Below are 12,960 nucleotides of genomic sequence, written 5' to 3' on the forward strand. Positions count from 1 at the left end.
CTGTCAACTATGGATTTACAGTGAATTATGCATTGGCCTGTTTATCAAACCAATGACCCCGCGCATGCTTGCTCCCACCAGCCGCTTGCGAGCGATCGCGCGGCACCTTCCCCATGGAGCTCTGCATGAAAATCGTACTGTTTGGCGCTACCGGTCACCTTGGTCACGGCATCCTCGAAGAAGCGCTGCTGCGCGGCCATGAGGTCACCGCGATCGTGCGCGACCCCGCACGACTGACCCGGCGCAGCGACAGCTTGCGCGTGGTGACTGGCGACGTGGCACAACCCGCCGGCTGGCTCGACGCGGTACGTGGCGCGGATGCCGTGGTGGCCAGCCTGTCGGCCCGTCGCGATGGCAACAACGACAGCCTGCCGGCCAACGCGCGCGTATTGCTGGACAGCCTGCCCGAAGCAGGCGTGAAGCGCCTGCTCTGGGTCGGTGGCGCCGGCTCGCTGGAGACCGCGCCCGGCGTGAGGGTGCTCGACGATCCGGACTTCCCGGACGCCTGGAAGCCGGAGGCCGAAGCCCAGGGCAAGGCATTGGAGATCTTTCGCACCAGCAGGGCCGAGGTGGACTGGACCTATGTCAGCCCCGCCGCACTGATCGAGGACGGCGAACGCCGCGGCAGCTATCGCCTCGGCCGTGATCAGCTGCTGGCCGATGCGGACGGCGTGAGTCGCATCACGGTCGCCGATTACGCGGCAGCCGTGCTGGACCGCATCGAAAAGCACGATGCGTTGCGCCAGCGCGTCAGCGTCGCCTACTGAAGCTTGCCGGCCGGGACCTGGGCGAAGCGGGCCGCGCCGGCGCCGGGCGGCTCGACCACGACACGGTCGCGGCCACCGCTCTTGGCCTGGTAAAGCGCCGCATCGGCGCGACGGATGAGATCCTCGACCGAGGCGGCCTCGCTCCCGATCCACACCATGCCGATGCTCAGGCTCACGGCAAAGGCATGTCCGTTCCACTGATGCGACATCGCGCTCACCGCACTCTGGATGTCGCGCGTGCGCTGCTCGGCATCAGCGCGGGCAATGCCCGGCAGCAACAGCAGGATTTCCTCGCCGCCATAGCGCCCGAGCCGGTCGCCCTCACGCACATGCGCTTGCAGACAACGCGCGATCGCCAGCAGCGCAGCGTCGCCGGCCTGATGGCCGAGGGTGTCGTTGATGCGCTTGAAATGGTCGGCGTCGATCAGCCCCACGGCCAGACCGGGCTGCGGACGCTGGCCCGGTTCCAGCAGCGCTTCCAACTGTTCGAGGATGGCCGGGCGATTGTGCAGTCCGGTCAGGCTGTCGTGCGTGGCCTGGTGATAGAGCTCGGCGCGGGCCAGCTCCAGCTCGCGCTTTTCCTCGGTGAGTTCAACCGTGCGTCCGGCAACCATCGCTTCCAGACGGCGGTTCTGCCGGCGCAGCCGACGCGAACGCCAGCGCCAGCTGAACCCCACCAGCAGGATCAGCAGCAACACCAGCAACAGGCCGGCCCACCGGGTCAGCCACCATGGCGGCGGAATACGGAAATCGAAATGCGCCGACGCGGAGACGGTACGATGGTCGTCATCGATCGCCTGGACTTCCAGGCGGTAGTCACCCGACGGCAGGCCGGTGAGGTTGATCACGTTCGCGGCGGTTTCGATCCAGCCGGAGTCCTGCAGGCGATAGTGATAGCGCGGACTGCCGCCGGAAGCCAGGCCCAGCAGCGCGTAACGCACGGTCAGCGCAGCCGACTGGCCACCCAGACGCACGCTGTCCCCCGGGTTGACAGGCTCGCTGCCGTGCATCACCGAGGTGATCAGGACCTTGCCGGGATCGCTGGCCAGCATGGCTTGCGGATTGAGGATGTGGCTGGCGCCGATCGCCGTGGCGAGCCACACCGAGCCGTCGGGATCCTCGAAGAAGCCGTTCTGGCTGGTCTCGTCCCACAGCAAGCCATCGGCCTGCGACAGGTGCGCCCAGCGCTTGCCGTCGAACACGTCCACGCCGCCACCACCGCCCACCCAGATCCAGCCGCGATGATCGCACCGGACGAAGTAGACCAGCGTGTTGTCCAGCCAGTTGTCCACCACGCGGGAGAGTGCCAGCTGATCGCCATGCACCGCCGCGTGAAACAGCCCCGGCTCGTTGGCGCCCAGCCACAGGCTGCCATCCCTGTCCACCGCGATGGCGCTGAAGCCCGAAGCGATCGACGCGTTCGCCGTCAGCATCCGCGTCCACTGCCCGTTGGCGTAATGCAGCACGCCGCTGTTGCAGGCAAACCACAAGCTGCCATCCGCGCCGTCGACAATGTCCGAACACTGCAGGTCGGTGGTTGCCGCCGCCGGGATGCGCTCGGGCGGGGCGCCAGCGCGATCGATGCGGTAAATCCCGTTGACCGTGGCGATCCACAAGCGACCCTCCCGATCGAAATGCAGGTACTTCACGAACGCGGGCAATTGCGCCGCCAGCGCGGTGCGTCCGCTGGCCGGGTCGTAGCGCAGCACGCGATGGTCGTACAAGCCGGCCCAGATCGCGCCGTCGGCGGCCTTGGCAATGCTCAGGATCTGCCGCGGTGCCGGCGTGAACTGGAGTGGCCATGAGCGCAGCCGGGTCTCGCCATCCGTCAGCACGCTGCCGCCCAGTTCGTTGGCGAACCACAGGTGCGTCGCGTCGAAGCGCAGGATCGACCAGTTGGGCACGCTTTCAAAGCCCTGGCCGCGACCCCAGCCCTCGACCAGGCCGTAACCATTCCAGCGCGAGATGCCTCGCCCGTAGGTGCCCAGCCACAGGGTGCCATGGGTATCGAACAGCAAGGCGGTGAGCTCGATGTCGGGCAAGCCGTTGCTGCTGTCCATCGACGTCCAGCCGGTACCATCCCAGCGCGCCAGGCCACGATTGGTCGGCGTCAGCACGCGCCCGCGCGCGTCCTCGACGAGGACTTCATTGTCGCTGACCACACCCATGTCACCCGCCGGCAGGTCGCGCGCAACGAAACGCGTCGCGCCGGGCGGCAAGGCCAGTACGTGATGCACGCCGCGCAACCACAAGGTTCCCTGCCGATCCAGCAGCAGGCCGGTCCAGGCGTCGGCCGGCACGCCCTCGGCACTCCCGTGCACCAGCACCTTGCCGTTGGCATCGACGCTGCACAGCGCACCGTCGCAGCCGATCCACAGACGGTCGGCCGCCGACAGCACCACGGTGACCTTGCGCAACTGCGGCACGCGCGCCAGTTGCGCATCGTCGAACAGCGGTCGCACTTGCCAGGGCTGCCGCGCGCCGTCGCCGGAAAGCTGCAGCAGGCGGTCGTTCTTCACGATCAGCAGCCGGCCATCGTCCAGCGCCAGCATCTGGCGGCCCACGTCGACCACCAGCGGCTTTCCCGCCGGTGTCACCTCGCGGAAGCGCAGCCCATCGCCGACGCGCAACCCCGACTGGGTGGCCACCCACAGGCGGCCACTGCGCGGGTTCTGCGCCATCGCGGTGACGTACTCGCCCTGGTTGAAGCCCTGCGCGAGTCCCATGCGCTCGAAGTTGCCACCGTCGAAGCGGTACAGGCCCATCTCGGTGCCGGCCCAGACAAAGCCACGCCGGTCCTGCAGCAGCACATTGATGACCTGGCTTTCCAGGCCCGACTTGCGGTCGTAGGTGGTCAGCGAATACTGCTGCGCCGACGCAGACAGCGAGGTCAGCACCAGCACCACGGCCGTCAGCAGCAGCGCCTGGCTCTTGCTCAACATCAATGAAGCCCCTCTCCGTCTTGTCCGGTCGAAGCCTGCTTGCTCATGCTGCCGACACGCCCCTTGCCATGCGCGGCACTTGCATCGTTATACGTCAACACGCGGGCATGGGTCGACACGCTGGATCGGGTCACGCGCACCGCCCGCGCCTGCGCGGTCCCTGCCCACGATCCGACCAGTGACGAGGACGCAACCAGCCATGCAACGGAGTTCGCACTGGCTTGCCGTCAAGCGCATTCCCTGCGGCACGCCATGCTTCGCCCGGAACGGCAGCGGGAAACGGTCGACGCTATCGCCATGGCAGGGGCCTCGCGCCGGCAGGTCAGTCCGGCGTCACCTGTGCGTGCCTGGCGCGGTCACCGCCGTGCGGGCGGCTGTGCACCATCCATGTCCATGTCGTCGTCCGGCGGCGCCCTGGCCACGATGTCCTTGTACTGTTCGGGCGTCATGCCGGGCAGTTTCTGCAGGAAGGCGACCATGCTCCAGATCGTGGGGTCGTCGTGGCTGAAGCCCCACGCCGGCATCGCGCTCATCTTGATGCCGTGCTTGATCACCCAGAATGCATCCTTCGGATCGACGCGCAGCTGCGCCAGGTCCGGCGGCTGCGGATACAGCCCCGGGCGGATTTCCGAGTCCTTCATGCCGGGCTTGAGATGGCACTGCGTGCACATCGCCGCGTACTGGCCGGCGCCCTTGAGGATCAGCTGCGGATCCTCGAGATTCGGCACCACGATATTTTCCGAGCGGACATGTATCGAGCGATCGCGCAGAGTCTGCAGCACCACGGACACCGCTTTGCTGTGGTGATCGTCGGCGCCGATGTTGTAAGTGCCGGAATAGACGAAGGCCCCCGCGCCGAGAGCCAACACGCCCAGAACGATGGCCACCGTGATGCCGTGATGCCGGATTTGCTGTTTCATGGCGTATCTCCTCAGAACCAGATGCGGAAACCGGCAACGAACTGCTGGTCGAATACGGGTTGCCCGTCGGCACGCGCGTAGTCTGCGCTGGTACCGACGCGACGCACCCAGTTGATGCCCGCGTAGGGTGCGAACTGGCGCCGGACCTCGTAGCGCAGGCGCAGGCCGAACTGCACATCGGACAGGCCGCTGCCGATGCCACGCGCCGGATCGTCCTTGCCGTACAGGTTGAATTCCAGCTCCGGCTGCAGGATCAGCCGCTGCGTGAACGGCACCTCGTAGTCGGCCCGGAAGCGTGCCGCGGTACGGCCGGAGGAGCCGACGTAACCGGTCGCTTCCAGCTCGAACCAGTAGGGTGCAAGCCCCTGCACGCCCAACGCCACCCAGTCGCGGGCCGGGCCGGCACCGAAATCGTGACGGACACCAAGCTGGCTGCCCCAATGGGCGGCGATGGCGCGGTTCCACAAGGCTTCGACGTCACCCTCCTCGACCTTGCCCTTGCCAACTTCGCCCTCGCTGCGCAGCCACAGCTTGTCCTCGTCGCGGCCGTACCAAGCCTGGACCTCCCACGCCTGCGCGTTGCCGCTGCGGCCGTGAACCGCTTCGAGTTGATCCAGCAGCAGCATGCCTGTGGCGCCCTCGCCGTGCATGTGTGGCGTCATCGGCCCATACGCCACGCCGCCGGAATAGTCCGGGCTGCGCGCATCCGCTGGCGGGCTGCCGCCTTGCATCGCCCGCATGTCCATGTCGGACATCGAGTCACGCCTCGGCGGCGCAGCTTCGGTCATGCCGGTCATCGGCGCGTGATCCATGCCCGCATGATCCATGCCGGGCATCGTGGCATGATCGTCCACCGCGGGCATCGTTGCCGGCTCCGCCGCGGCACTGGCCGTGCGCGCCGGCCTCTGCAAGGCGGGAATCGATCCGGAAGGCATGCCCGCGCGATCCATGCCATGCATGTGAGCGGCCGGCTTGATCGGAGCAGTTGGGTGGTGGCCCGCCTGATGCTTGACACTGGCAGCAGCTGCTGCAGGCGTCGCCACCGTCGTTGCAGCTGCGGGCATGCTGCCGTGATCCATGCCCGGCATCGCCCCCATGTCCATCGACATGGACGTGCCCGATACAGCCGGAGCACTTTGCGCGAGGCACGCGAATGGCCACATCGCCAGCATGGTCGCGGCCACGGCGACACGCCGAATGCGTGCTCGAAGGAGCCGGGTCGACACGCTCATGACACCACCACTTCGCGCATCATGCCCGCGTCCATGTGATACAGCATGTGGCAGTGATAGGCCCAGCGCCCCGGCGCGTCCGCGGTCACCGCGTAGCTGACGCGCTGTGCCGGCTGCACCGTGACCGTATGCTTGCGCAGCTGGAACGCACCCTGCGGATTTTCCAGCTCGCTCCACATGCCGTGCAGGTGGATCGGGTGATTCATCATGGTGTCGTTGACCAGCACGATGCGCAGCCGCTCGCCGTGCCTGAAGTGCACCGGCTTCGCATCGGCAAACTTCACCCCGTCGAACGACCACATGTAGCGTTCCATGTTGCCGGTCAGGTGCAGCTCGATCTCGCGCGATGGCTCGCGGTTATCGATCGGGCCACCTATCGTGTGAAGGTCGGCATAGCTCAGCACTCGGCGTCCATTGTCGCGCAGTCCCACGCCCGGATCGTCGAGATTGCTGCGCGGCATGTCGACCCGCATGTCCACGCCGGCGCCGTATTCGGTGCGCGCATGGCGCACCTTGGTCATCGTGTCGTCGCTCATTTCGCCATGTTTCATGGTCGCGTGATCCATGCCCTGCATGCCGCCATGCACGCCGGACGCGGCGCCCATGGTCATCGCACCCATCATGTCAGTCATCGCCAGACGCTGGCGGTGATCCATCGCGGGAACCTCGGCCTGCATGCCATCACGCGGCGCCAGCGTGCCGCGCGCGTAGCCGGTACGATCGATCGACTGGGCAAACACGGTGAAGGCGCGGTCCTCCTGCGGCTCGACCAGCACGTCGTAGACCTCCGCCACGCCGATACGGAATTCGTCCACCGCCACCGGCTGGACATCCTGCCCGTCGGCAGCGATCACAGTCATCTTCAGGCCGGGAATGCGCACGTCGAAGTACGTCATCGCCGAACCGTTGATGAAGCGCAGGCGGATTTTCTCGCCCGGGCGGAACAGTCCGGTCCAGTTGCCGGCCGGCGCGTTGCCATTCATCAGGTAGGTATAAGTGGCACCGCTGACATCACTGAGGTCGCCGGGGCTCATCCGCATCCGGTTCCACATGCGCCGTTTCGCCAGCGCCTCTTTCAAGCCCATCTCGCGCACATCGTGGAAGAACTCCGGCGCGGTCGGCTGGGTAAAGTTGTAGTAGTCGCTTCGCCGTTTCAGCGTGGCGAAAATGTGCTTGGGGTCGTCGTCGCTCCAGTCGTTGAGCATCACCACGTAATCGCGATCACTGGGATAGCGTTCCGGCCCGGCCGGCTCGATCACGATCGGGCCATACAGGCCGGTCTGCTCCTGGAAACCGCTGTGTGAGTGATACCAGTAGGTGCCGGACTGGCGCACCGGGAAGCGATAGACAAAGGTCTCACCCGGCGCGATGCCGTCAAAGCTGATGCCTGGCACGCCATCCTGCTGGAAGGGCAGCAGGATGCCGTGCCAGTGGATCGAGCTCGGCACGCGCAACCGGTTGGTGACACGCAAGGTGACGCTGCTGCCCTCTTTCCAGCGCAGCACGGGGCCGGGTAGACCGTCGTTGACGGTCGTCGCCAAGCGCCGCACCCCGGTGAAGTTCATCGGGGTTTCGCCAATCTCCAGCGCGAAATCGGTGCCGCTGAGCACGTTGGGGTGGTGGACACCGGTCAACGCGTCCGCACGGCCTGCCGCCCACGCGCCCGGCCCGAGCGGCAAGCCCATGCCGGCAGCAGCCACACCCCCCAAGGCCAGGCCCTGGACGAAGCGCCGCCGCGACGGGTCAATCACGAATCGTGATGAGGAAGACATCAATACTCTCCAGAGGCAAGCGATATCCGTGTGGACACCGACAAAAGGCCGGCTGCCGGTGGTCGACACGCGACCACGACGGGCAGGCCCCGATCAGGAACCAGGGAGAGTCAGACCGCTGGTGGCCGCAACGGAGGGGAGCCATGCACGAAGGGCGCGCTGCGCGGCGGCGGCGGTGCATAGCTGACGCTGATCGCGGACGGCGCCGGAACCACGGCCGTTGCGGCGGGCAGCGTGGCACTGCACACCGCTGCGCAATGGCAGCTGCCTTCAGTCATGCCACCGTGGCAACCGACCTGGGGACAACAAGACGGCGGAGGTTGCTTGACCGCCATGTCGTGGTGACAGCGCGCACCAGCCGCCGCTACCGCTGTCTGGACGGGGTGGAAAGGTGCCATTCCCGTCGTGCCCATCGGTGCAGCGGCCAATGCGTTGAAGGCAAGCATCACCCACGCCAGCACGCCCATCGTCCGAAGACGAGGTGAACGCGCGAGCAGCCGTAGCGAGAAGACCATCCGGCGAGCTTACCGGTGCGGACCGGACACCCTCAACTCTGGACGAGGGTTCAGCTGCCTCACGGCTTGGTGAAGCCCATATGCAGGGTGATCTTGTCGCCGACTTCGAGATTCGTCATCGACTTGGGCGGAAAATGCACGGTCAATGCCATCCCGCCAGCATCCACACCAACCATCCCGGTCTTGGCGTCGACCGAGGTCACCGAGGCCGCCATCTTGTGCATGCTGCCGTTCCTGGGGTGATGCATCTTGTGCATCATGCCCATGTCCATGTGGCCCATGCTGCTGGAAGCCGGCGCGGGCTTCATGCCGCCTGTATCCTGTGCTGTCACGGTAGCGGCAGCCATGCACAAGCCCAGTGCAGCCGTTGCAGCGATGATTTTCGGCGAAAACTTCATGACGGTGCTCCGCTTGAGGGACAGTCGGGCGAATGCCTGACCGGTTGCAGCTGCGCAACAGCGCGACCCTGCGCCGTCAGATGTACAGGAAAGGTTATGGCTGTGTGATACGGCGCCGGAAGCGGAGCACCGGCGCATCTATACTGACCACCCCGCCCGCCGTGACCGCCATGAATTATCGCCACGCCTATCACGCCGGCAATTTCGCCGATGTCCTGAAACACACCGTGCTGTTCGCCCTGATCGAGGCGATGCAGACCAAGCCCGCGCCGTTCTGCTACATCGACACCCACGCCGGCAGCGGCAACTATCCGCTGGATGGTTTCGAGGCGAAGAAGACCGGCGAGCACAAGGACGGCATCACACGCCTGCACCCGGCCGAAAAGGTGCCGCCGCTGCTGCAGCGCTGGCGTGCAAGCATCCTCGGCGGCGAAGGCAACGAGCAGGGGCTGAAGCAGTATCCCGGCTCGCCGTTGCAGGTGGCCCGGCTGCTGCGCCCGGACGACAGCGCCCAGTTGTGCGAACTGCACACCGAGGAAGCCTCCAAGCTGCGCGACCTGTTCCGCGGCAACCCGCAGGTGCATGTGCACCAGCGCGATGGCTACGAAGCGCTGAAGGCGCTGCTGCCACCGAAGGAGAAGCGCGGACTGGTGCTGATCGACCCGCCGTACGAAGCGCAGGAAGCCGAGTACAAGCTGATCGAGCAGGCGCTGAAGTCGGCCCTGCTGCGCTGGCCCACCGGCATCTATGCCGTGTGGTATCCGATCAAGCTGCGCAGCCAGGTGCAGCCGTTCCTGCGCAAGCTGCAGCACAGCGGCGTCAAGCGCATCCTGCGCGCCGAGTTGCTGGTGCATGCGGACGATTCACCGCTGCGCCTCAACGGGTCGGGCATGGTCATTCTCAACGCGCCCTGGAACCTCGACGACACGCTGCGCGAGCCGCTGCGCGCACTGGCCAGCCTGCTGGCGCAAGACCGCCCGGCTGAGGTGAAACTCGAATGGCTGCTGGACGAAGCGGGCAGCCAGCTGAACGTACCCAGCCCGCTGCCCGCCTCGCGACTACCGCGGCCGCCGGGTCGCCGCTAAGCTCCGGGCGTCCATCCCGCTTCCTTCAGGAGCACGTCCATGCGCATCCGTCCCGCTTTCCTGCTGACCCGCTTCGCCATGCCCGCCGCCCTGTTGTTGCTGGCGGCCTGCGCCCCTGCGCCGATCTACAAGACCACCACCGGCGCGGTCACGGCCGCGCCGTTCCAGGTCGCCCAGACACCGGAGAAGTTCACCGGCAACCAAGTGGTCTGGGGTGGCCGCATCGTGCAGGTCAAGGTCTTTGCCGACCACAGCGAGATCGAAGTGCTGGCCTACCCGCTCGATGCCTCGCAGCGGCCGAAGGCCAACGACAGCGGCAATGGCCGCTTCGTCGCGGTGATGCCCGGCTACGTGGAGCCGCTGGATTATCCGTCCGGTGCACTGATGACGGTCAACGGCAAGCTCAGCGGCAGCCGTGCCGGCAAGGTCGGCGAGGCGGACTACGTGTTCCCGCTGGTCAGCGTGGCGCAGTCGCACGTGTGGACCACCGAGGAGATGAACAAGGGCCGCAACAACGTCCACTTCGGCCTCGGTGTGGGCGTCGGCATCCACTGAGCCAACCCTGCAGCGAATCATTCCGGCGTCGGGTGCCTTAAACTTCACGGCCATTGTCGAAGGAGCCGCACATGTCCGGCCACGCCGCCAACCCGATCAAGGCCATCCTGCTCGCGCTGGGTGCCAACTTCGCCATCTTCGTGGCCAAGCTCGTCGCCGCCGTGATCACCGGCTCCGGCGCGATGATGGCCGAAGCGGTGCACTCGCTGGCCGACTGCGGCAACCAGGGCCTGCTGCTGCTGGGCATCCGTCAGACCAAACGCCCACCGTCGGACGAATACCCGCTGGGCTGGGGCCGCGCGCTGTACTTCTGGTCGTTCCTCGTGGCGATCCTGCTGTTCAGCGTGGGCGGCATGTTCTCGGTCTACGAAGGCGTGCACAAACTGACGCATCCCGAGCCACTGAAGTGGCCGTGGCTGGCGATGGGCGTGCTGGTGTTCGGCATCGTCGTCGAAGGCATCTCGATGCGCGGCTGCCTGCAGGAAGTGAACAAGGCGCGTGGCGACCAGAACCTGTGGACGTGGTTCCGCGAAACCCGCTCCAGCGAACTGCTGGTGATTTTCGGCGAAGACCTGGCCGCACTGATCGGCCTGTGCCTCGCCGCGCTGGCGATCGGCTTGACCATGCTCACCGGCAACCTGATGTTCGACGCGGCCGGCACCATTGCGATCGGCGCCCTGCTGATCGTGGTGGCCGTGCTGGTGGCGATCGAGGTCAAGGCATTGCTGATCGGCCAGGGCATGGAGCCGCGCCGCCGCGACGAGCTGATGAGCTTCCTGAAAAATCGCCCCGAAGTCGCCGAAGTGCTCAATCTGATCACCCTGCAGATGGGCCCCGACGTGATGGTCGCGGTAAAGGCGCGCATGCGGCAGGTCGCCAGCGACCGCGCGCTGATCGACGCGATCAACACCGTCGAGGCGGCGATGAAGGCGGAGTTCGAGGATGTGAAATGGAGCTTTTTCGAACCGGACAACGCGGACTGAGCCACGGCTCGCGAGACCGATGCCGGCACCTTCGTCAGCGCTTCCGACGCCTGCGTTAAACTTGGTCCCCTACGCACAACGAATAGCCCGCCCCATGCGCAATCCGCTGCAGGAACAACTGCTCAAGGCCGGCTTGGTCAACAAGGCCAAGGCCGCGCAAGTCGTGCGCGAGCAGGCGAAGAAGCACAAGGGCAAGGGACCGGCGGCACCGAGCGCCGAAGAGATGGAGGCGCGCCGGCTGCAGGCGGAGAAGGCGGAGCGCGATCGCGCCATCGCGGCCGAGCGCAATGCGCTGGCGCGGGCCAACGAGGCGCGGGCGCAGATCCAGCAGATCGTCGAAGCCCACAAGATCAAGCGCGAAGGCGAGATCCCCTACCGTTTCACCGACGACGACAGGATCCGCGACGTACTGGTGAACGAAGCCCTGCGTGCCCAGCTCGCCAGCGGCACGCTGGTGATCGTGCGCCATGGCCAGGGCTACGAATTGCTGCCGCGGGTCGCTGCAGACAAGGTGGTCGAGCGCGACGCCACGATGATCGTGCTCGACCACGGCCGCACCGAAACCGTCAGCGGCAACGCCGCTGATGATGAGTATTACAGGCAGTTCGAAGTGCCGGATGACTTGATCTGGTAGTGCCAGGCGCGTGCTGGCGGACATCGCGGCGCTCGATCAGCTGACCTGCCGCGCGCGATGGACCTGGACCCGGCGGCCGAATCGTCTACTCCAATCCCGGGCCAGCACGGTAGCGCAGCCTTGGGTCCCGGTGATCGATCGCGCGGGACATTCGTCACGGCGCACGCCTTTGCCACTCGCCCTGCGCAAGCGAGCTCCCGGCCCGACGCACACGCACCCGCGCGGCGTGAACCACTTGGCCTGCGCGTCTGCCATCCCCATCTCAGCTGATCACGGGGCCTGCATCCGCCATCGCCCCTGCCAATCAATCGGGAACCCGCATGAAAATTCTCATGGTGCTCACGTCGCATGACCAGCTTGGCCAGACCGGACAGAAGACCGGTTTCTGGCTGGAGGAATTCGCCGCGCCCTACTACGTGTTCAAGGACGCTGGCGCGCAGATCACCGTGGCCTCGCCGCATGGCGGGCAGCCGCCGCTTGATCCCAAGAGCGATGATCCGTCGGCGCAGACCGACGCGACGCGTCGTTTCAAGGATGATCAGGCAGCGCAAGTCGTACTGGCCAGCACGCACAAACTGCAGGACGTGAAAGCCGCCGATTTCGACGCCGTGTTCTATCCGGGCGGCCACGGCCCGCTGTGGGACCTGGCCGAAGACGCCTCATCGATCGCGCTGATCGAAGCCACCGTGGCGGCAGGCAAGCCGGTGGCCGCGGTATGCCACGCGCCGGGCGTGCTGCGCCATGTGAAGTCGGCCGATGGCAACGCCCTGGTGCAAGGCAAGTCGGTCACCGGCTTCACCAATACCGAAGAAGAGGCGGTTGGCCTGACCCGGGTGGTACCGTTCCTGGTCGAGGACATGCTGAAACAGAACGGCGGCAGCTACAGCAAGGCCGGTGACTGGCAGCCATATGTGGTGACCGACGGCCTGCTGATCACCGGCCAGAACCCGGCCTCCTCCGCCCCGGCAGCGCAGGCGCTGCTGAAGATGCTTGGCTGATCGATCGGCGCCACTGCGGCCGCGTGCGGCCGCACAGGCGCCCCCACGAACCCCCCCGCTGCAGCAGGTCCCAGCCGTTGCCAAACAGAAACTCCAACACCCCCACCCTGCCCGAGGCCAACTGGCGTGGCTACTCGCGCAAAATCACCCCCGCCGCAC

The 12,960-nt window shown here is 66.4% G+C and carries 11 protein-coding genes; 6 read left to right on the forward strand and 5 right to left on the reverse strand.

Going from position 1 to position 12,960, the window contains the following annotated elements:
* Positions 1 to 125 precede the first annotated feature (125 nt).
* Positions 126 to 767 (forward strand): NAD(P)-dependent oxidoreductase, encoded by a 642-nt coding sequence (locus ACQGNJ_RS11045; protein ID WP_426689290.1) that lies wholly within the window; start codon positions 126 to 128, stop codon positions 765 to 767.
* Here ACQGNJ_RS11045 and ACQGNJ_RS11050 read toward each other — a convergent pair.
* The 5 genes from ACQGNJ_RS11050 to ACQGNJ_RS11070 all read right to left on the reverse strand — a co-directional run bounded on the left by ACQGNJ_RS11050 (position 761) and on the right by ACQGNJ_RS11070 (position 8,456).
* The gene (locus tag ACQGNJ_RS11050; protein WP_426689291.1) at positions 761 to 3,709 is read right to left on the reverse strand and encodes a ligand-binding sensor domain-containing diguanylate cyclase; all 2,949 of its coding nucleotides are present in this window, start codon (positions 3,707 to 3,709) and stop codon (positions 761 to 763) included. The genes ACQGNJ_RS11045 and ACQGNJ_RS11050 overlap by 7 nt on opposite strands.
* Positions 3,710 to 4,065: 356 nt before the next feature.
* Positions 4,066 to 4,629, reverse strand: coding sequence for a c-type cytochrome (locus tag ACQGNJ_RS11055; RefSeq protein ID WP_426689292.1), 564 nt, complete (start codon positions 4,627 to 4,629; stop codon positions 4,066 to 4,068).
* A gap of 11 nt (positions 4,630 to 4,640) precedes the next feature.
* Entirely contained in the window at positions 4,641 to 5,564 is a 924-nt protein-coding gene (locus tag ACQGNJ_RS11060; protein ID WP_426689293.1) for a copper resistance protein B, read from the reverse strand.
* A 293-nt stretch (positions 5,565 to 5,857) separates the two neighbouring features.
* Entirely contained in the window at positions 5,858 to 7,633 is a 1,776-nt protein-coding gene (locus ACQGNJ_RS11065) for a copper resistance system multicopper oxidase (RefSeq protein WP_426689294.1), read from the reverse strand.
* Between the two features lie 574 nt (positions 7,634 to 8,207).
* A complete protein-coding gene (locus ACQGNJ_RS11070) occupies positions 8,208 to 8,456 on the reverse strand; it encodes a hypothetical protein (RefSeq protein ID WP_426689295.1) in 249 nt (82 codons plus the stop codon).
* A gap of 260 nt (positions 8,457 to 8,716) precedes the next feature.
* Between ACQGNJ_RS11070 and ACQGNJ_RS11075 the strand changes: the two genes are divergently transcribed.
* The 5 genes from ACQGNJ_RS11075 (at position 8,717) to ACQGNJ_RS11095 (ending at position 12,801) form a co-directional block, all read left to right on the forward strand.
* The gene (locus tag ACQGNJ_RS11075) at positions 8,717 to 9,631 is read left to right on the forward strand and encodes a 23S rRNA (adenine(2030)-N(6))-methyltransferase RlmJ (protein WP_426689296.1); all 915 of its coding nucleotides are present in this window, start codon (positions 8,717 to 8,719) and stop codon (positions 9,629 to 9,631) included.
* Between the two features lie 39 nt (positions 9,632 to 9,670).
* Complete coding sequence (locus ACQGNJ_RS11080; RefSeq protein WP_426689297.1) at positions 9,671 to 10,186, forward strand: Slp family lipoprotein; 516 nt, start codon at positions 9,671 to 9,673, stop codon at positions 10,184 to 10,186.
* Between the two features lie 71 nt (positions 10,187 to 10,257).
* Complete coding sequence (locus ACQGNJ_RS11085; protein WP_426689298.1) at positions 10,258 to 11,169, forward strand: cation diffusion facilitator family transporter; 912 nt, start codon at positions 10,258 to 10,260, stop codon at positions 11,167 to 11,169.
* Positions 11,170 to 11,263: 94 nt separating this feature from the next.
* The gene (locus tag ACQGNJ_RS11090) at positions 11,264 to 11,803 is read left to right on the forward strand and encodes a DUF2058 domain-containing protein (protein ID WP_426689299.1); all 540 of its coding nucleotides are present in this window, start codon (positions 11,264 to 11,266) and stop codon (positions 11,801 to 11,803) included.
* A 320-nt stretch (positions 11,804 to 12,123) separates the two neighbouring features.
* Positions 12,124 to 12,801, forward strand: coding sequence for a type 1 glutamine amidotransferase domain-containing protein (locus ACQGNJ_RS11095; RefSeq protein ID WP_426689300.1), 678 nt, complete (start codon positions 12,124 to 12,126; stop codon positions 12,799 to 12,801).
* Positions 12,802 to 12,960 lie beyond the last annotated feature (159 nt).

The organism is Rhodanobacter ginsengiterrae, from assembly GCF_050026815.1.
In the GTDB taxonomy this organism is placed as follows: Bacteria; Pseudomonadota; Gammaproteobacteria; order Xanthomonadales; family Rhodanobacteraceae; genus Rhodanobacter; species Rhodanobacter ginsengiterrae.

Bases quoted from the DNA above. Each gene is read 5' to 3' on its own strand.
- ACQGNJ_RS11045 (WP_426689290.1), top strand. From the start codon at position 126: ATGAAAATCGTACTGTTTGGCGCTACCGGTCACCTTGGTCACGGCATC.
- ACQGNJ_RS11050 (WP_426689291.1), bottom strand. From the start codon at position 3,709: ATGTTGAGCAAGAGCCAGGCGCTGCTGCTGACGGCCGTGGTGCTGGTG.
- ACQGNJ_RS11055 (WP_426689292.1), bottom strand. From the start codon at position 4,629: ATGAAACAGCAAATCCGGCATCACGGCATCACGGTGGCCATCGTTCTG.
- ACQGNJ_RS11060 (WP_426689293.1), bottom strand. From the start codon at position 5,564: ATGCCTTCCGGATCGATTCCCGCCTTGCAGAGGCCGGCGCGCACGGCC.
- ACQGNJ_RS11065 (WP_426689294.1), bottom strand. From the start codon at position 7,633: ATGTCTTCCTCATCACGATTCGTGATTGACCCGTCGCGGCGGCGCTTC.
- ACQGNJ_RS11070 (WP_426689295.1), bottom strand. From the start codon at position 8,456: ATGAAGCCCGCGCCGGCTTCCAGCAGCATGGGCCACATGGACATGGGC.
- ACQGNJ_RS11075 (WP_426689296.1), top strand. From the start codon at position 8,717: ATGAATTATCGCCACGCCTATCACGCCGGCAATTTCGCCGATGTCCTG.
- ACQGNJ_RS11080 (WP_426689297.1), top strand. From the start codon at position 9,671: ATGCGCATCCGTCCCGCTTTCCTGCTGACCCGCTTCGCCATGCCCGCC.
- ACQGNJ_RS11085 (WP_426689298.1), top strand. From the start codon at position 10,258: ATGTCCGGCCACGCCGCCAACCCGATCAAGGCCATCCTGCTCGCGCTG.
- ACQGNJ_RS11090 (WP_426689299.1), top strand. From the start codon at position 11,264: ATGCGCAATCCGCTGCAGGAACAACTGCTCAAGGCCGGCTTGGTCAAC.
- ACQGNJ_RS11095 (WP_426689300.1), top strand. From the start codon at position 12,124: ATGAAAATTCTCATGGTGCTCACGTCGCATGACCAGCTTGGCCAGACC.